Annotated in this window: 17 protein-coding genes; 15 read left to right on the plus strand and 2 right to left on the minus strand. The window is 60.2% G+C overall.

What is annotated here, in order from left to right:
* Nucleotides 1–80: 80 nt before the first annotated feature.
* Nucleotides 81–995 carry a LysR family transcriptional regulator gene (locus LAB08_RS05175; RefSeq protein WP_096513212.1) on the minus strand — a complete coding sequence of 305 codons (915 nt, stop codon included), beginning with the start codon at nucleotides 993–995 and terminating at the stop codon, nucleotides 81–83.
* A 258-nt stretch (nucleotides 996–1,253) separates the two neighbouring features.
* On the opposite strand from LAB08_RS05175, the gene LAB08_RS05180 reads away from it, so the two are divergent.
* From LAB08_RS05180 to LAB08_RS05250, 15 genes are all read left to right on the plus strand, one after another.
* Nucleotides 1,254–1,691 (plus strand): acyl-CoA thioesterase, encoded by a 438-nt coding sequence (locus LAB08_RS05180; RefSeq protein ID WP_096513211.1) that lies wholly within the window; start codon nucleotides 1,254–1,256, stop codon nucleotides 1,689–1,691.
* 204 nt (nucleotides 1,692–1,895) lie between these two features.
* Nucleotides 1,896–3,518: a methyl-accepting chemotaxis protein gene (locus tag LAB08_RS05185; RefSeq protein WP_096513210.1), complete on the plus strand. Its 1,623-nt coding sequence runs from the start codon at nucleotides 1,896–1,898 to the stop codon at nucleotides 3,516–3,518.
* Nucleotides 3,518–4,054 carry a chemotaxis protein CheW gene (locus LAB08_RS05190; RefSeq protein WP_096513209.1) on the plus strand — a complete coding sequence of 179 codons (537 nt, stop codon included), beginning with the start codon at nucleotides 3,518–3,520 and terminating at the stop codon, nucleotides 4,052–4,054. The genes LAB08_RS05185 and LAB08_RS05190 overlap by 1 nt, the downstream gene beginning before the upstream one ends.
* Complete coding sequence (locus LAB08_RS05195; protein WP_096513208.1) at nucleotides 4,051–5,346, plus strand: CheR family methyltransferase; 1,296 nt, start codon at nucleotides 4,051–4,053, stop codon at nucleotides 5,344–5,346. The genes LAB08_RS05190 and LAB08_RS05195 overlap by 4 nt, the downstream gene beginning before the upstream one ends.
* The gene (locus tag LAB08_RS05200) at nucleotides 5,343–6,026 is read left to right on the plus strand and encodes a chemotaxis protein CheW (protein WP_096513207.1); all 684 of its coding nucleotides are present in this window, start codon (nucleotides 5,343–5,345) and stop codon (nucleotides 6,024–6,026) included. The genes LAB08_RS05195 and LAB08_RS05200 overlap by 4 nt, the downstream gene beginning before the upstream one ends.
* A complete protein-coding gene (locus LAB08_RS05205) occupies nucleotides 6,023–8,317 on the plus strand; it encodes a hybrid sensor histidine kinase/response regulator (protein WP_096513206.1) in 2,295 nt (764 codons plus the stop codon). Before LAB08_RS05200 ends, LAB08_RS05205 begins: the two co-directional genes overlap by 4 nt.
* A complete protein-coding gene (locus LAB08_RS05210) occupies nucleotides 8,314–9,324 on the plus strand; it encodes a chemotaxis response regulator protein-glutamate methylesterase (protein WP_096513205.1) in 1,011 nt (336 codons plus the stop codon). The genes LAB08_RS05205 and LAB08_RS05210 overlap by 4 nt, the downstream gene beginning before the upstream one ends.
* A 48-nt stretch (nucleotides 9,325–9,372) precedes the next feature.
* The gene (locus tag LAB08_RS05215; RefSeq protein ID WP_096513204.1) at nucleotides 9,373–10,374 is read left to right on the plus strand and encodes a response regulator; all 1,002 of its coding nucleotides are present in this window, start codon (nucleotides 9,373–9,375) and stop codon (nucleotides 10,372–10,374) included.
* 230 nt (nucleotides 10,375–10,604) lie between these two features.
* A protein-coding gene (prfB, locus tag LAB08_RS05220) for a peptide chain release factor 2 (protein WP_121103560.1) occupies nucleotides 10,605–11,700 on the plus strand; the annotation gives its coding sequence in 2 pieces (ribosomal slippage) (nucleotides 10,605–10,676 and nucleotides 10,678–11,700; 1,095 coding nt in all).
* 109 nt (nucleotides 11,701–11,809) lie between these two features.
* Entirely contained in the window at nucleotides 11,810–13,312 is a 1,503-nt protein-coding gene (gene lysS, locus LAB08_RS05225; RefSeq protein WP_096513202.1) for a lysine--tRNA ligase, read from the plus strand.
* 117 nt (nucleotides 13,313–13,429) lie between these two features.
* The gene (locus LAB08_RS05230; RefSeq protein ID WP_096515555.1) at nucleotides 13,430–14,134 is read left to right on the plus strand and encodes a TetR/AcrR family transcriptional regulator; all 705 of its coding nucleotides are present in this window, start codon (nucleotides 13,430–13,432) and stop codon (nucleotides 14,132–14,134) included.
* 160 nt (nucleotides 14,135–14,294) lie between these two features.
* The gene (locus LAB08_RS05235; protein WP_096513201.1) at nucleotides 14,295–14,849 is read left to right on the plus strand and encodes a hypothetical protein; all 555 of its coding nucleotides are present in this window, start codon (nucleotides 14,295–14,297) and stop codon (nucleotides 14,847–14,849) included.
* A 25-nt stretch (nucleotides 14,850–14,874) separates the two neighbouring features.
* A complete protein-coding gene (locus tag LAB08_RS05240) occupies nucleotides 14,875–16,152 on the plus strand; it encodes a flavohemoglobin expression-modulating QEGLA motif protein (RefSeq protein ID WP_096513200.1) in 1,278 nt (425 codons plus the stop codon).
* 145 nt (nucleotides 16,153–16,297) lie between these two features.
* Nucleotides 16,298–17,212 carry an alpha/beta hydrolase gene (locus tag LAB08_RS05245; RefSeq protein WP_096513199.1) on the plus strand — a complete coding sequence of 305 codons (915 nt, stop codon included), beginning with the start codon at nucleotides 16,298–16,300 and terminating at the stop codon, nucleotides 17,210–17,212.
* Nucleotides 17,209–17,538, plus strand: a complete 330-nt coding sequence (locus LAB08_RS05250; RefSeq protein ID WP_096513198.1) for a PA3694 family proteiin — start codon at nucleotides 17,209–17,211, stop codon at nucleotides 17,536–17,538. Before LAB08_RS05245 ends, LAB08_RS05250 begins: the two co-directional genes overlap by 4 nt.
* 97 nt (nucleotides 17,539–17,635) lie before the next feature.
* Here LAB08_RS05250 and LAB08_RS05255 read toward each other — a convergent pair whose 3' ends face one another.
* Entirely contained in the window at nucleotides 17,636–18,811 is a 1,176-nt protein-coding gene (locus tag LAB08_RS05255) for a metallopeptidase domain-containing protein (RefSeq protein ID WP_157755744.1), read from the minus strand.
* Nucleotides 18,812–18,973: the final 162 nt, after the last annotated feature.

Genomic DNA, 18,973 nt, shown 5'->3' on the forward strand with positions numbered 1-18,973 from the left:
CGGCCGTCTTTATTAGATGAACCTAGACTAGTGCGCGGACCCGAGGTCGACAAATACTAAATACTGAAGGTGGCGTTCGATTAAATAGATGGCTTGCGTCCGCCGTGGGGTTGCTCCCGGGCGACTGTCAGGAATGGGTCCACCAAGGCCGGCCGCGCGGTACCGCGACGCCAGGCCAGGCCGACGTCGAGGGTCTGGCTCAGGTCCGCAATCGGTCGCGCTTCAATGATGTCGCCCTCCAGTGACCATGGGCGATAGGTCATGTCGGGCTGGATCGACACCCCGAGGCCGGCGGCCACCAGGCTTCGCACCGCTTCGGTCGAGGCGGTGCGCAAGGTGATGCGCGGTTGCAGGGAGGCCGCCGTCCACATGCGCTGGGCATTGCGGTCCATTTCATCGACGTTCAACTGAATCAACGGCTCGCGGGCCACGTCGGCGAGGTTGATGCTGTCGTGTTCCAGCAGCGGATGCTGGGCCGGCAGCCATAGCCGATGGGGCGAGTGAGTCAGTACTTCGGTCTGCAAGGCGTGGCGGTCTTCGAGGTTGGAAAGGATCAGCACGCCGACATCGATTTCGCCGCTGACCAGCAAATGCTCGATGTAAGGGCGTTCATCCTCCATCACGCGGATTTCGACGTTGGGGTAGGCGCGTTGGAAACGGGTGAGCAAGTCCGCCAGGTAGTAACCGGCCACCAGGCTGGTCACCCCGACGATCAACTGCCCGGCCACCTGGTCGGTGCTCTGTTGCAGGCTGCGTTTGGCGTTGTCGACGGTGGCGAGAATCAAGTGTGCCTGGCGCAGGAACTGATGCCCCTGGTGGGTCAGGGTCATGCCCTTGGCATGGCGGTTGAACAGGCCGACGCCGATTTCCTGCTCAAGTTGCTGGATCGCCAGGGTCAGCGTGGACTGGGAAATGAACGCGGCTTGCGCGGCAGCGGAGATCGATCCGGTCTCGGCCACGGCGATGAAGTGACGGATCTGACGCAAGGTCATCATGGGAAGCGTACCCGGTGGGCTGTTTTTATCGATTTATCCGAGTGTATATCTAATTTTCTGAATGCGGTCGAAAGCCGCGTCGGTCTGATGGGCATTGTCCTCCATCCTTCATGCCCCCCCCGAAGAGGGAGGACAGCAACGGATAGCCAGCCGGTACTTTGAAAAAAAACCAGCCTGCACAACACATGTGCCAAGGCTGTCGAAGCCATTTGATTGAGGATTTCCAATGAGCGTGCGAGCCATTCACACGGAGTCACCATGAGCGAGAAGACCTACCGCCCGCGCCGCGAGGATTTTCGGCGCTTCTACACCATCGGCACGCGGTGGGGTGACCACGACTCCTATGGTCATGTGCAGAACGTTGTCTACTATTCGTTCTTCGATTCGGCGATCAGCCATTTCCTGGTGGAGCAGGGCACCCTGGATATCGACAGCAGTCCGGTCATCGGATTGATCGTCGAGTCGAGTTGCACCTTCTTTTCGCCGATCACCTTTCCCGATCAAGTGACGGTCGGTTTGCGTATCGCACACCTGGGCACCAGCAGTGCCCGTTATGAACTGGGCATCTTTTGCAATGACGAGCCCACGGTTTCCGCGCTGGGGTACGTTGTTTACGTCTACGTGGACCGGGCCAGCAATAAGCCGGTTGCCATACCCCGGTTGGTGCGCGACGAGTTGCTCACCCTGACGGACTGAACCCTGTGGAATACCGAGACCGTCCAACATTTTGGGGGGGAGTTCACATTGTAGGAGCCGGCTTGCTGGCGAAAGCGGTGTTTCAGGCACCCCATCCCGGCCTTTTAATGGGCGGGATGAGAAGTGGTGCGCACCCGTCTTATAAATGAAACACCGCCCTCGGCTATACTCCCCGCATTTCGAAACAGCCCCCGAGGACAGCCTGTGAAGAACTGGACGTTGCGCCAACGCATTTTGGCGAGTTTTGCAGTCATCATCGCCATCATGTTGCTGATGGTGGTCGTCTCGTATTCGCGGCTGCTGAAGATCGAAACCAGCGAAGCCAGCGTGCGTGAGGATGCGCTGCCGGGGCTGTATTACAGCTCGATGATTCGCGGCGCCTGGTCCGACAGTTACCTGCGGATGCTGGACATGCTGGGCCTCGAAGAAGGGCAGGACTTCAGTGCTGAAGATGTCGCGGACTTCAAGGGTTATGCGGCGCGCCTGCAAGAGCAGATGGAGTTGTATAAAGGGACGGTCACGACTGACGAAGACAAGGTCGAGTACGCCGCGTTTGAGAAAGCCCATGCCGATTACCACCGGATTCTCGGTGCCGTGATCGAGTTGTATAAGCGCAAACAGAACGCCGATGCCATCAAGATGTTCAAGGAAGAGTTGACCCCGGCCTGGACGGCGGGGCGCATGAAGCTCAATGACATCCTGCGCGAGAACAAAGTCGTTGCCGACAACGATATTGCCGCCATCGATGATGCGGTGCTCACCGCCAAAGTCATCATGGGCATTTCCCTGGTGGTCGCGGTACTGGCCGCCGGGCTCTGCGGCCTGTTGCTGATGCGCGCCATCATGGCGCCCATGAACCGCATCGTGAATATTCTCGAAATCATGCGCACCGGTGACCTCAGCAGTCGCCTGAATCTGGAGCGCAAAGATGAATTCGGCGCCGTGGAAACCGGCTTCAACGACATGATGACCGAGCTGACCTCGCTGGTGTCCCAGGCCCAGCGCTCGTCCGTACAGGTCACCACGTCGGTCACCGAGATTGCGGCCACCTCCAAGCAGCAACAGGCCACCGCCACCGAAACCGCTGCCACCACCACCGAAATCGGTGCGACGTCCCGGGAAATCGCGGCCACCTCGCGGGATCTGGTGCGCACCATGACTGAAGTGTCCACCGCCGCCGATCAGGCCTCGGTCGCCGCCGGTTCCGGGCAACAGGGCCTGGCCCGCATGGAAGAAACCATGCATTCGGTGATGGGCGCGGCCGATCTGGTCAACGCCAAGCTGGCGATCCTCAACGAGAAGGCCGGCAACATCAATCAGGTGGTGGTGACCATCGTCAAGGTCGCCGACCAGACCAACCTGCTCTCGCTCAATGCCGCCATCGAGGCCGAGAAGGCCGGTGAGTACGGTCGCGGATTTGCCGTGGTCGCCACCGAAGTCCGGCGCCTGGCGGACCAGACTGCCGTCGCCACCTACGACATCGAACAAATGGTGCGCGAGATCCAGTCGGCGGTGTCGGCCGGGGTGATGGGCATGGACAAGTTTTCCGAAGAAGTACGCCGTGGCATGTCCGAGGTGCAGCAGGTCGGCGAGCAGTTGTCGCAGATCATCCATCAGGTCCAGGCGCTGGCGCCTCGGGTATTGATGGTCAACGAGGGCATGCAGGCCCAGGCCACCGGTGCGGAGCAGATCAACCATGCCCTGGTGCAATTGGGCGACGCCAGCAGCCAGACCGTCGAGTCCTTGCGCCAGGCCAGTTTCGCCATCGACGAACTGAGCCAGGTCGCCGTAGGGCTGCGTAGCGGCGTCTCGCGATTCAAAGTCTGATGAGCGAACTGACCGCCAAACGCACTGCGGTGAAGCAGGCGTTGCACGCGTTGTTTCTGGTGTTCCGCATCGGCAGCGAGCGTTACGCCTTGCAGGCGATTGAAGTGGCGGAAGTGCTGCCGCGCCTGCCCTTGAAGCCCATTGCCCACGCGCCGCACTGGGTGGCAGGCGTGTTCGCCTGGCGCGGCGCGGTGGTGCCGGTGATCGACCTCAGTGCGCTGACCTTCGGCACGCCGGCCCAGGCCCGTACCAGCACTCGACTGGTGCTGGTGCTTTACCGGCCGGATGACAACGCAAAGGCTCAATTGCTCGGGCTGATTCTGGAACAGGCCACCGATACCTTGCGCTGCAATCCCGCTGAATTTCAGCCCTATGGCCTGGACAATCGCCAGGCGCCATACCTGGGACCTGTCCGCGAAGATGCGCAAGGCTTGCTGCAATGGGTACGGGTCGCCGACTTGCTGGATGAGCGGGTTCGCGCGCTGTTGTTTCCAACACCGCCACTGGACCTGGCGCTGCTCGGGGAGCGGCCATGAGCAGCGATCAGCGTTTTTTCGATTTTCTCAAGGAGCGTATCGGCCTCGACGTGAACTCGGTGGGCCCGGCAATCATTGAGCGTGCAGTGCGTCAGCGCAGCGCGGTATCCCTGGCAGAGACGGCTGACGAATACTGGCGCACGCTGCAGGGTTCAAGGGACGAGCAACAGGCGTTGATCGAAGCAGTGGTCGTCCCGGAGACCTGGTTTTTCCGTTATCCGGAATCCTTCGCTGCCCTGGCGAAACTGGCGGCCAAGCGCCTGGCCGATATCAACAACCTGCGCGCCCTGCGGATTCTCAGCTTGCCGTGTTCCACCGGCGAAGAGCCGTACTCGATTGCCATGTCGCTGCTGGATGCCGGATTCAAGCCGCACCAGTTCAAGGTCGAAGGCATGGACGTCAGCCCACTGTCGGTGGAAAAGGCCCGGCATGCGCTGTACGGCAAAAATTCCTTTCGTGGGCAGGACCTGGCCTTCCGTGACCGCTATTTCACGGCTGAGAATGACGGCTATCGCCTCGACGGCCGGGTGCTGGAGCAAGTACGCCTGCAAGTCGGTAATCTGCTCGATCCAGACTTGCTCGCCAATGAGCCACCCTATGACTTCGTGTTCTGCCGCAATCTGCTGATCTACTTCGACCAACCGACGCAAAAGCAGGTGTTCGAAGTCCTCAAGCGCCTGACCCACGTCGATGGCGTGCTGTTTATCGGCCCGGCCGAAGGCAGTCTGCTGGGGCGTCTGGGCATGCGTTCGATCGGTATCGCGCAGTCCTTTGCCTTCAACCGCCAGAGCGCTGTGGACCCTGAGCCTGGGCCGGCATTCGTTGCCACGCACATGTCTACGCCAAGACCTGGGCCTTTGCCGGTACCGCAACCGGTCCGCAACATCGTGCCGCCACCGGTCGCCAGGCGCCCGTTCACCAGCGTTGCGCGGCCAGCACTGCCAGTGAAACCGGACCCTTGCGATGCCGCCACGCTGCTGGCGAACATCGCCGCGCTGGCCAACGAAGGCAAAAGCGCCGAGGCCCGTGCCGCTTGCGAAAGCTACCTGCGCAGCCATGAACCCGTGGCCCAGGTGTTCTATTGGCTGGGGTTGCTCAGCGATGTCGCCGGCAGTGTCCTGGAAGCCCAGGGTTTTTATCGCAAGGCGTTGTACCTCGAACCGCAACATCCCGACGCGTTGATGCACCTGGCTGCGTTGCTGCAGTCCCAGGGCGACACCGTGGGTGCCAGACGATTGCAGGACCGTGCCGCCCGCAGCGAGCGCGCCGCCGACAGTGAGCGTAAACGATGATCGCCTCCGACACCTTTAGCGTCACCCATGAAGATGCCCAGGCCATCGACGATTGCTGGAACCGCATCGGCATCCATGGCGACAAGTCGTGCCCGCTGCTGATCGAACACATTCATTGCCGCAATTGCGCGGTGTATTCGGCCGCCGCGACGCGCCTGCTGGATCGTTATGCGTTGCAGCAGGAAGATCGCGAACACGTGTCCGCCACCGTGCAGAGCGAGGTGAAAACCCGCTCGCTGCTGATGTTCCGCCTCGGCGAAGAATGGTTGGGCCTGACTACCCGCAGTCTGGTGGAAGTGGCGCCGCAGCAAGCCATTCACTCACTGCCGCACCAGCGCTCCAGGGCCTTGCTCGGAGTGGCGAATGTTCGCGGCGCGCTGGTGGCGTGCCTGTCGCTGGTGGAGTTGCTGGGGCTCGACAGCGTCAACAACGCGGCCGCAGGCACTCGGGTCATGCCGCGCATGTTGATCATTGCTGCCCATGGCGGGCCGGTGGTGGTGCCGGTGGACGAGGTGGACGGCATTCACGCCATCGATGAACGCATCCTTGACGCGGCGTCGCGTTCCGGCACCCAGGCCAGTGCCAAATACACCCGCGGCGTGTTGCCATTCAAAGGTCGCAGCCTGCGCTGGCTGGATGAAGAACAGCTGTTGTCCGCCGTGACCCGGAGCCTTTCATGACCCCCGAGCAGATGCGCGACACTTCTTTGCTGGAGCTGTTCAGCCTGGAAGCCGAAGCCCAGACCCAGATACTGAGCGCAGGGCTGCTGGCGCTGGAACGCGACCCGACCCAGGCCGATCAACTCGAATCGTGCATGCGGGCGGCACACTCGCTCAAGGGCGCGGCGCGGATTGTCGGTGTCGATGCCGGGGTCAGCGTTGCCCATGTCATGGAGGATTGCCTGGTCAGCGCCCAGGAAGGGCGGCTGTACCTGCGCGCCGAGCACATCGATGCGCTGCTGCAAGGCACCGACCTGCTGATGCGCATTGCAACGCCGAACAACACGCCGGGGTTTGCGGAAATCGAGGCGTATGTTGCCTTGATGACACGCTTGCTCGACCCTGGAGCCGTTGCCATGCCCGCCGTGGCACCTGCCGTGTCGGTGATGGCGGCGCTTCAACTCGAAGCGCCCGCACCCGGGGTCGAAGAACCGACCCCGGTCGTCGAGCTGCCTGCCGAGTCGGTGGCCGCGCCGAAACAGACCCGGCGCACCAATGAAAATGGCGAGCGCGTGTTGCGGGTCACCGCCGAGCGCCTGAACAGCCTGCTCGATCTGTCGAGCAAATCCCTGGTGGAGACCCTGCGCCTCAAGCCGCACCTGGCCACCATGCAGCGGCTCAAACGCACGCAGAGCAACGGGCTACGGGCGCTGGAAAACCTCAACGTTCATCTCAAGGACCATGCCCTGAGCCTTGAAGCCCGGGAAGCCCTCGATGATGCGCGCCGTTTGTTGGCCGAGTCCCAGCGATTGCTGGTGGAGAAAAATGCCGAGCTGGACGAGTTCGCCTGGCAAGCCAGCCAGCGTGCGCAGGTGTTGTACGACACCGCCCTGGCCTGTCGCATGCGGCCGTTCGCCGATGTGTTGACCGGTCAGGTGCGGATGGTCCGCGATCTTGGGCGCAGCCTCGGCAAGCAGGTGCGGCTGGAGATCGAGGGCGAGAAAACCCAGGTCGACCGCGACGTCCTGGAGAAGCTCGAAGCACCGCTGACACACTTGCTGCGCAACGCGGTCGATCACGGGATCGAAACCCCGGAGCAGCGGTTGTTGGCCGGCAAACCGCAAGAAGGGGTGATTCGCTTGCGCGCCTCCCACCAGGCCGGGTTGCTGGTGCTGGAGCTCAGTGATGACGGCAACGGTGTCGATCTGGAAAAAGTCCGTCGCAGCATCATCGAGCGTCAGTTGTCGCCACCAGAAACGGCCGCGCAGTTGAGCGAAGAAGAACTGCTGACGTTCCTGTTCCTGCCGGGTTTCAGCCTGCGCGATACCGTCACCGAAGTCTCCGGGCGTGGCGTCGGCCTGGACGCGGTGCAGCATATGGTCCGTCAGTTGCGCGGTGCGGTGGTGCTGGAACAGACAGCGGGCGAGGGCAGTCGTTTCCACCTCGAGGTGCCGCTGACCCTGTCGGTGGTGCGCAGCCTGGTGGTGGAAGTCGGCGACGAGGCCTATGCCTTCCCGCTGGCCCACATCGAACGCATGCGCGATCTGGAACCGACGGACATCGTACAGGTCGAGGGCCGGCAGCACTTCTGGCATGAAGGCCGGCACGTGGGGCTGGTCGCCGCCAGCCAGTTACTGCAGCGCCCCGCGAGCCAGGGCAGCCAGCAGACCTTGAAAGTCGTGGTCATCCGCGAGCGCGATGCGATTTATGGGGTGGCGGTCGAGCGCTTTATCGGCGAGCGGACCCTGGTGGTGCTGCCGCTGGATGAGCGCCTGGGCAAGATCCAGGACATTTCCGCCGGGGCCTTGCTCGACGACGGTTCGGTGGTGCTAATCGTCGACGTCGAGGACATGCTGCGTTCGGTGGACAAACTGCTCAATACTGGGCGTCTGGAGCGCATTGCCCGACACAGCCATCAGGCCGCCGAAGCGGCCCGCAAGCGGATTCTGGTGGTGGACGACTCCCTGACCGTACGCGAGCTGCAACGCAAGCTGCTGATTAATCGCGGCTACGACGTGGCGGTGGCGGTCGACGGCATGGATGGCTGGAACGCCCTGCGTTCGGAGGATTTCGATCTGTTGATCACCGACATTGATATGCCGCGCATGGACGGTATCGAACTGGTGTCGCTGTTGCGTCGGGACAACCGCCTGCAATCGCTGCCGGTGATGGTGGTGTCCTACAAGGACCGTGAGGAGGACCGCCGTCGTGGACTGGACGCCGGAGCCGACTATTATCTAGCCAAAGCCAGTTTTCATGACGACGCCCTGCTCGATGCAGTCGTTGAGCTCATAGGAGGAGCAAGGGCATGAAAATCGCCATCGTCAACGACATGCCAATGGCCGTGGAGGCCTTGCGCCGCGCACTGGCTTTCGAACCTGCGCATCAGGTGATCTGGGTGGCCGGCAATGGCAAGGAGGCCGTGCAAAAGTGCGCTCAACAGACGCCGGACCTGATCCTCATGGACCTGATCATGCCGGTGATGGACGGGGTGGAAGCGACCCGGCGGATCATGGCCGAAACGCCCTGCGCCATCGTCATCGTCACCGTGGATCGGCAACAAAACGTACACCGCGTATTCGAAGCCATGGGCCATGGCGCGCTGGATGTGGTCGACACCCCGGCCCTCGGTGCCGGCAATGCCCAGGAAGCCGCGGCGCCCTTGCTGCGCAAGATCATGAACATCGGCTGGCTGATTGGCGAGAAGAGCAAGCCGGCGCCTGGCGCACCGAGCCCGCTGCGCAGTTCCGCCTCGCGTCAGCGCCTGATCGCCATCGGCTCCTCCGCGGGCGGGCCGGCGGCGCTGGAGGTGTTGCTCAAGGGGCTGCCACGGGATTTTTCCGCGGCCATTGTGCTGGTGCAGCATGTTGATCAGGTGTTTGCCGCCGGCATGGCCGAATGGCTCGGCAGCGCCAGTGGCCTGAACGTGCGCCTGGCCCGGGAGGGCGAGTCGCCACAACGCGGCACGGTGTTGCTGGCCGGCACCAATCACCATATTCGATTATTGAAAAACGGGACCCTGGCTTACACCGCCGAACCGGTCAATGAGATTTATCGGCCCTCGATCGATGTGTTTTTCGAGAGCGTGGCCAGTTACTGGAACGGCGATGCGGTCGGGGTTTTGCTCACCGGCATGGGGCGTGATGGCGCGCAGGGGCTTAAACTCATGCGCCAGCAGGGCTACCTGACCATCGCACAAGACCAAAACAGCAGCGCGGTGTACGGTATGCCGAAAGCGGCTGCGGCCATCGACGCCGCCGTGGAAATACGCCCGCTGGAAAAGATAGCGCCACGATTGCTGGAGATCTTTCCCAAATGACTACTATTAGCAGCAATCCTGGCCGAGGCAGTTTTCAGGTGAACGCACATGAATGATTTACAGCTCGACGACTTCAAGACTGACGAATATGCCGCCATGGTGTTGTTGGTGGATGATCAGGCGATGATCGGCGAGGCGGTGCGGCGTGGGCTGTCGAACGAAGAGAACATCGACTTCCATTTTTGCGCCGATCCGCACCAGGCCATTGCCCATGCGGTCCGCATCAAGCCGACGGTGATCCTGCAGGACCTGGTCATGCCCGGTCTGGACGGCTTGAGCCTGGTGCGTGAATACCGCAATCATCCGGCGACCAAGGACATTCCGATCATCGTCCTGTCGACCAAGGAAGACCCGCTGATCAAGAGCGCGGCGTTCGCGGCCGGGGCCAACGATTACCTGGTCAAACTGCCGGACAACATCGAACTGGTCGCGCGTATCCGGTATCACTCGCGCTCCTACATGACGCTGTTGCAGCGTGACGCGGCGTACCGCGCGTTGCGGGTCAGCCAGCAGCAGTTGCTCGATACCAACCTGGTGCTGCAACGGCTGATGAACTCGGACGGCCTGACCGGGTTGTCGAACCGCCGGCATTTCGACGAGTACATGGAGCTTGAATGGCGCCGCTCACTGCGTGAGCAAAGCCAATTGTCGCTGCTGATGATCGACGTGGATTACTTCAAGACCTACAACGACACCTTCGGCCATCTGGAAGGCGACGAGGCCCTGCGCAAGGTCGCCACGGCGATCCGCGACGCCAGTGCCCGGCCTTCCGACCTGCCGGCCCGTTACGGCGGTGAAGAGTTTGCCCTGGTGCTGCCCAACACCTCCCAGGGCGGCGCGCGTCTGGTGGCGGAAAAACTGCGCATGACCGTAGAAGCCTTGAAGATCCCGCACAGTTCTCCGACCGAGGGATCGAACCTGACCATCAGCATCGGCCTGGCGACCATCACCCCGACGGCTGGCAGTCATTGCCGGGAATTGATCTCGGCGGCGGACAAGGGGCTGTACCTGGCGAAGAACAACGGGCGCAATCAGGTGGGAATCGGATAAGCGACGCAGAACACTGTGGGAGCGGGCTTGCCCGCGATGACGGTGTGTCAGGCGACGAATATATCGACTGTCAGGCCCCCATCGCGGGCAAGCCCGGCTCCCACCGTGATCTCCATCGTTGCAAAGATCGCCTGCGAGGCATGGCTTTTCAGCCAAGCGGACTGCCGTTTGCGGCCGTTTGCCGTTATACTCGCCGGCTTTCAAAAGTTCGCCAACGAGTGCTGCCCGCCATGGAAATCAACCCGATCCTGAACACCATCAAGGACCTGTCCGAGCGCTCCGAAACTATTCGGGGGTATCTTTGACTACGATCAAAAGCATGAGCGTCTGACCGAAGTCAACCGCGAGCTTGAAGATCCGAGTGTCTGGAACAAACCTGAATACGCCCAGGAGTTGGGTCGCGAGCGCGCTGCGCTGGCGCAAATCGTCGATACCCTGGACGAGCTGAACACCGGTCTGGCCGATTGCCGTGACCTGCTGGACATGGCCGTCGAAGAAAACGACGAAGGCGCAGTGGGCGATGTCGTCGCCGAGCTGGCCCGTCTTGAGGAAAGTCTGGCCAAGCTGGAATTCCGCCGCATGTTCAGCCACGAAATGGACCCGAACAACGCCTACCTGGACATCCAGGCCGGCTCCGGCGGTACCGAAGCCCAGGACTGGGCCAACATCCTGCTGCGCATGTACCTGCGCTGGGCTGACAAACGCGGCTTCGACGCGACCATCATGGAACTGTCGGCCGGTGAAGTCGCCGGGATCAAGGGTGCTACCGTGCACATCAAGGGCGAATACGCCTTTGGCTGGCTGCGTACCGAGATCGGCGTACACCGCCTGGTGCGCAAGAGCCCGTTCGACTCCGGCAACCGTCGCCACACGTCGTTCTCCGCCGTGTTCGTCTCGCCAGAGATCGATGACAAGGTGGAAATCGAGATCAACCCGGCGGACCTGCGGATCGACACCTATCGTTCCTCCGGTGCCGGTGGTCAGCACGTAAACACCACCGACTCGGCCGTACGTATCACCCACGTACCGACCAACACCGTGGTCAGCTGCCAGAACGAACGTTCCCAGCACGCCAACAAGGACACCGCCATGAAAATGCTGCGGGCCAAGTTGTACGAGCAGGAAATGCAGAAGCGCAATGCCGCTTCCCAGGCGCTGGAAGACACCAAGTCGGATATCGGCTGGGGTCACCAGATCCGTTCGTACGTGCTCGATGCGTCGCGGATCAAGGATCTGCGCACCAACATCGAACGCAGCGATTGCGACAAGGTGCTCGACGGCGATATCGACGAATACCTGATGGCCAGCCTGAAATCTGGCATTTAAGGCACGCAATACGGGATCGGCGTACACCTGATCCCTGTAGGAGCTGGCTTGCCAGCGATCCCCGGCCGCAGGCCGGGGGCAACGAACCCGTGATGGAATATTTAAAGACATGAGCGACCTAGAACTCGACCCGCAAGCCCTGCAACAGGAAGAAAACTCCCTGATCGCCCTGCGCAAGGAAAAGCTTGCTGCCGAGCGCGCCAAGGGCAATGCCTTCCCCAACGACTTCCGCCGCGAAAACTACTGCGAGCAATTGCAGAAACAGTACGCGGACAAGACCAAGGAAGAGCTGGCAGAGGCTGCGATCCCGGTCAAGGTTGCCGGTCGCATCATGCTCAACCGTGGCTCGTTCATGGTGATCCAGGACATGACCGGGCGCATCCAGGTCTACGTCAACCGCAAGACCCTGTCCGAAGAAACCCTGGCCGCGGTGAAAACCTGGGACATGGGCGACATCATCGCTGCTGAAGGGACCCTGGCCCGTTCCGGCAAGGGCGACCTGTATGTGGAAATGACCAGCGTGCGCCTGCTGACCAAATCCCTGCGCCCGTTGCCGGACAAGCACCACGGCCTGACCGACACCGAGCAACGCTACCGCCAGCGCTACGTTGACCTGATCGTCAACGAAGACGTGCGCCAGACGTTCCGCGTGCGTTCGCAAGTCATCGCCCACATCCGCAGCTTCCTGATGAAGCGTGACTTCCTGGAAGTGGAAACGCCGATGCTGCAAACCATTCCGGGCGGCGCGGCAGCCAAGCCATTCGAAACCCACCACAATGCGCTGGACATGGGCATGTTCCTGCGTATCGCCCCGGAGCTGTACCTGAAGCGGCTTGTTGTTGGCGGATTTGAAAAGGTGTTCGAGATCAACCGCAACTTCCGTAACGAAGGCGTTTCGACCCGTCACAACCCTGAATTCACCATGTTGGAGTTCTACCAGGCTTACGCCGACTACGAAGACAACATGGACCTGACCGAAGAACTGTTCCGCGAACTGGCGCAGCTGGTTCTGGGCAGCACCGACGTGCCGTACGGCGACAAGGTGTTCCACTTCGGCGAGCCGTTCGTGCGTCTGTCGGTGTTCGACTCGATCCTCAAGTACAACCCCGAGCTGACCGCTGACGACCTGAACGACATCGACAAGGCCCGTGACATCGCCAAGAAGGCCGGTGCCAAGGTGCTGGGCTTCGAAGGCCTGGGCAAGCTGCAGGTGATGATTTTCGAAGAGCTGGTCGAGCACAAGCTGGAACAGCCGCACTTCATCACCCAGTATCCGTTCGAAGTGTCGCCACTAGCCCGTCGTAACGACGAGAACCCGAACGTCACCGACCGTTTCGAACTGTTCATCGGTGGTCGTGAAATCGCCAACGCCTATTCCGAGTTGAACGACGCGGAAGACCAGGCCGAGCGTTTCATGGCGCAGGTGGCCGACAAGGACGCCGGCGACGACGAAGCCATGCACTACGACGCCGACTTCGTTCGCGCGCTGGAGTACGGCATGCCGCCAACGGCGGGTGAGGGTATCGGCATCGACCGCCTGGTGATGTTGCTGACCAACTCACCGTCGATCCGCGACGTGATCCTGTTCCCGCACATGCGGCCGCAAGCGTAAGTGTTTCAACTAAAAAGCCGCCTGACATGGGCGGCTTTTTATTGCCTGTCTGGTACAAACGTATCAATTGGTTACTTTTGAAGTAGAGAGAGAGGAATTCCCGTCGTGAAGCATGCATTGGCTCAAGAAGGTGCAGCGGGTATCGCCACTGCGGTCGCTGAGAGTGTTCAGTACCAGGGTCGCAAGGCCAGCCGACAGGGCAGCGAGCAGCGGCGACAGGAGATTCTCGATGCCGCGATGCGCATTGTCGTGCGCGACGGCGTGCGTGCCGTGCGCCATCGGGCCGTGGCAGCCGAGGCCAATGTGCCGCTGTCGGCGACCACCTACTACTTCAAGGACATCGATGACCTGCTCACCGATACCTTCGCCCAGTATGTCGAACGCAGCGCGGCCTACATGGCCAAACTGTGGGTGAACAATGAGGGTCTGTTGCGGGACATGATCGCCAGCGGCGACGGCAGCCCGCAGGCGCGCTCGCACCTGGCCGACCAGATTGCACGGCTGATGACCGACTATGTTCACCGGCAACTGGTCACCCGTCGCGAGCACTTGATGGCCGAGCAGGCATTCCGCCAGGAGGCGCTGCTGAACCCGCGCCTGGCCAGGCTGGTGCGTTCGCACCAGCAAATTCTCCTGCAGGGGTCCTGCCAGCTTTTTCAGGTATTGGGTTCCCGCGAGCCACAACAGGATGCCAAAGTGTTGACGGCTATAATCGGACGGATGGAATATCAGGGCCTGCTCAACGACACCGAGCCGGCCGCCGAAGAGGAAATGCTCGGCATACTGACGCGTTATATGCATTTGGTGCTGGCTTCGGTCTAATCCCGATGTGAACGCTAACCTCTGTGGGAGCGAGCCTGCTCGCGATGGCGGCCTGACATTCAGCATACCTGTTGCCTGACACTCCGCCATCGCGAGCAGGCTCGCTCCCACAGGGGCCGGTGTTTAATTGAGGGCAGTGCGTGTTCAAAGGGAGTGTTGAATGAAAGCCTGGCGTGTCGTAGTGATCGCCTTGTCGATCCTGCTGCTCAGTGGCTGCCTGGTGACCTTCAAGGAACCGTTGCCCACGAGCGAGCGGGCGCCCAAGGGGTTGCTCGGCAAATGGACCAGTACCAACGCCTGGGGTGAGCCACTCAACCTGGAACTGACGCGCGTCGGCGACAATCGCTATCAGGCGGTCAGCTACTTCAGGGCCAAACCCAGGGAGCGCGAGGCTTATCCGTTCACGGTGTCGCGCCACGGCAGCCGCTGGTATCTCTCGGCGAAGGTGCCGGCGCAGTTCGGTGGGCATTTCACCATTGCCGGGTTCGAGCTCACCGACAAGCATGAGCTGGTGGTGTACAACCTCGACCTCGAGCAGATCAAACAGGCACTTGGGCAGCAAGCGCTCAGTGGCCAAGGCTTCCAGACCGACGACGGCGACGGCGTGTTGATCGACAGCCGGATTGACCAGGTGTCCGCTTATCTGGACGACCCGGCCAATTCCGATGTGTTCGTCGAAGCGGTACGCTATCAGCGCCAGGCTAAAGCCAAATAATCAGCATGTTTTTCAGGAGTTTCCGGTGGACGATTACCAGCAGTCGATACGCATTCTGTCTGATCGCATTGTGCTGGCGCAGACACCGATCCGCGTCCTCGATGCGGTCAAGTGGGACGACACCATCCGCAAGGGCTTCCTCAAGGCCAAGGGCAAGGAAATGCCGGCGGTGGACCGCGACTACTACCTCAACCGGCCGTTGACCTTCGACTCCAGCAAAGTGAAGCTGGAATTCCAGAATATCGAACGTGACATCACCCGCCAGCTCGGTCAGTTCAACCCGGTCGGCCAGATCATGCGCCGCATGTGCAAGGAATACCGGATGGTGGTGCGCATGCTTGAAGCGCGCGGCACCGAGGATTTCGGCCTGATTTCCCAGGAGCTGTACGGTGCCGCCTCCGACGCATTCCACGCCGGAGACCCGACCCTGTCCGACCTGGGCATGATGCTGTCCGAATACCTGAACAACATCGACGGTCGTGGCGATCTGAAGGATGAGCCGAAGACGTTGACTGCCAAGGATGCGGTCGAGATGTTGCAGCATCGCTTGAACAAGGTGTTTGGCGAAGCCGAGGAAACCATCCGGGTGTTCGAGTCCGACGGGATCGTCGCCGATGCGGCGGCCGGCGCCGACTACATCAAGATCCGCACCGACGCGATGTTCAACCAGCGTGACGTGCGCGCCCTGGAGGTTCATGAGGGGTTGGTGCACGTCGGCACCACCCTCAATGGCCTGAACCAGCCAATCTGCACCTTCCTGGCCAAGGGCCCGCCCTCGTCGACGGTGACCCAGGAAGGCCTGGCGATCCTGATGGAGATCATCACCTTTGCCTCTTATCCCAGTCGCCTGCGCAAACTGACCAACCGCACCCGTGCTATTCATATGGTGGAGGAGGGCGCGGATTTCCTGCAGGTGTTCGAGTTCTTCCGCGAACAAGGCTTCGAGATGCCCGAGAGCTACAGCAACGCCAGCCGCGTGTTCCGCGGCTCGGTGCCGACAGGTCTGCCCTTTACCAAAGACTTGTCCTACCTCAAGGGCTTCATCATGATTTACAACTACATTCAACTGGCCGTGCGCAAAGGCAAGCTGGAGCAGATACCGCTGTTGTTCTGTGGCAAGACCACACTTGAGGACATGCGCACCTTGCGCCAGTTGGTGGACGAAGGAATGGTGGTGCCGCCCAAGTATCTGCCGGAACAGTTCCGCGACATGAACGCGTTGTCGGCATGGATGTGCTTCTCCAACTTCCTCAACCACCTGAGCCTGGACCGGATCGAGGCGGATTACTCCAACATTTTGTGAACAACGTCTCCCTGTAGGAGCAAAGCTTGCTCGCGATGACGGCGCTACATTCAACGTATGTATTGCCGGATATACCGCCATCGCGAGCAAGCTTTGCTCCTACAGGTACAGTGTTTCAGCCCCATTTCTTGCGAGGTTTCAACGGATGAGAATCCTCGGCATCATCTGCCTTCTCCTGGCCTTGAACGGTTGCAGCTCGCTGCTGTTCTACCCCGAGCCCGGTCAGTTGTTCACCCCGGAAAAAGCCAAGCTTGAATACCGCGATGTCACCCTGACCACCGCCGACGGCGTCAGGCTACATGGCTGGTGGTTGCCGGCGAAAAAAGGCGTCGAGGTCAAGGGGACCGTGCTGCACCTGCACGGCAACGGCGGCAACTTGCCGATGCATCTGGGCGGGAGCTGGTGGCTGCCCAAGCAAGGCTATCAAGTGCTGCTGGTGGACTATCGCGGCTACGGTCTGTCCGAGGGCGAGCCGAGCCTGCCGGCGATCTACCAGGACATCGACGCGGCGTTCAAATGGCTCGACGAGGCACCCGAGGTCAAAGGCAAACCCTTGATTCTGCTCGGTCAGAGCCTCGGCGGCTCGATGGCCGTGCACTACCTCGTTCAACACCCCGAGCGACAGAAACAACTCAAGGCGCTGGTCCTCGATGGCGTGCCTGCCAGCTATCGCGATGTCGGACGTTTTGCCCTGAGCAATTCCTGGGTGTTCTGGGCGTTCCAGGTGCCCCTGTCGTGGCTGGTGCCGGACGGCGACAGTGCGATCAACTCCATCGCACAGCTCAACGGTGTGCCGAAACTGATCTACCACAGCATCGACGATCCGATCGTGCCCCTTTCCAACGGCATCCGTCTGTATCAAGCTGCGCCGCCGCCGCGCGTGCTGCAACTGACCCGTGGCGGTCACGTGCAGACGTTCGCCGACCCGGTCTGGCGCAAAGTCATGCTGCGTTTTCTCGAAGACCCGCAGCATTTCAACGGCCTGCGCCGCCTGGGGGAAATCCCCAATTACCCGGCACCCCAGAATTCAGAAGATGAACCACCAGAGAGTCCGCAATGAGTGAAGAACGTAACGCCATCCCGCTGATCATCACCGGTATCTGCAGCATCCTCGGCACCGTCGGTGCCCTGTGGTGGTACGGCTACCTGCACTTCGCCAAGCCCGAGGATGCGTTGCTGCTCAATGAATTCACCATGCTCAAGACCGTGCCGGGGGAAGACTACAAAGTCTCCCTGGAGCCGGCGGCGCAAGTGGCGCAGTGCATTGATGGGGTGTTGGTGTTGTTTGATACCGAGCAGAAAGGGCTAACGGGCGTTCTGGTCAATGACAAGAAAAAAGCGGTGCGGTGCATGGGGCAGGAAACGCCGCAGAAGCTTGAGCAGTAAGGCCGGTTATAGCTTTGTATTACCCTTCCTTTATCCATCAGGCGCAACAAGGACAAAGGAAGGGGGCTTATGTAAAAAACAAATGCTTAAATTTATGCTAGTTGCAGTTGGGGATCGGTTCATCGTTTAGCGATATCGCGAGTGATGCGTGTGCACCAGCATAGCCACAAAATTTCACGTTAATTTTTTTATCTGAGTCTCTTAGCGTTTCCCCTGGCTGGAGGGTAGGGTCCTCGATAGAGGCAGTTTTTGGTGTTGCGTCGAGTTGGTAGTTTTTTAAGGTGTTTTCCATATCAGTAAATCTGATCCATACACCCGTTAGTCGGTTATCACCGGGCGGGAACGTGTCGAACATCATGTTCTCCCGAAACTCCAGCGCTATTTGTCTAGGGGGCGAGTTGCGGTTAATTAATAGAAGTACCGGTGGAGTAATAGGGCTGGGCGAAGAGCCGGATCTAGCTAATACGTACTTGCCAGTTTTATTTACCGTTTCTATTTGCGAATTATCCAACCAGCCAGAGTACCAACGATTGTTGACGGGGTAGAGCGCTGCACCACCCCCGACTGGATCACCGGTGTCGCCAAATGCAATTGGAGAACAGGAATTGGGGGCCCATACTGTGTCTAAATGAAACTGGCATTTGGTATAGGTTTCTGGGTGGGCGTAGCCTAAGCTGTGGCCGAATTCATGTTTGTACACATGAGGGCTGCCAGCTTGTCCGTAAACACCTATAAGTCTTCCTGGCATATATGCGGATGCATTCCCGCCGCAGTCAATCACATTGATCAAATAGTCAAAGCTTGCTGGATCAAGTCCGTTTGCGCGCGCAGCCTTTTCACCCTCTGCGGTTGCCAGGCTCAAAGGCATCGGTGGTTTATAGGGGTCAATATTTTTGCATATTTCCGGGCGTGGTCCGGATGTGTGCTCGATTACCTGGCCCTGCAGCGTAAGTTTTCCCTTGGATGCAACTTCTATGTAATTTTTTAGGTTGTCGTTGCCGCTCAGAGGGAATGTATGACTCTCGATCAAAGATTTATCAAGAGTACGTTCTCCCTGCCACTGCACAACACTGACCAGTACTTTTTTTGTTCCCACAACGGGACGCTGGTTAATCCCCGGTTTAGGCAACGGAACGTCATTGGGTATGGCATCCCTTTCGTCATAAACAAATTCATGAACAGGTGAGTTATTTGAGGATTGTTTGTCCGGTTGCGCACAACCTGCCAAGGTTAGCGCCGTACACAGCGTCGAAAGAAAGATCAGTGCTCGCATGGTTACGCTCCTTCATGCCCAAAATTTGGGTTAGAGCACTAGTGATACTTTGAAAGCTTCGAGCCGCCTACTGACAGAAATGACAGGTGGCGACGAATGGTCGAAGTCTCCCGTAAACAAAAAAAGCCCCGCTTGGCCAGATAAGTCGGGGCTTTGGCGTTA

It is taken from the genome of Pseudomonas izuensis (assembly GCF_002356535.2).
Taxonomy (GTDB): domain Bacteria; phylum Pseudomonadota; class Gammaproteobacteria; order Pseudomonadales; family Pseudomonadaceae; genus Aquipseudomonas; species Aquipseudomonas izuensis.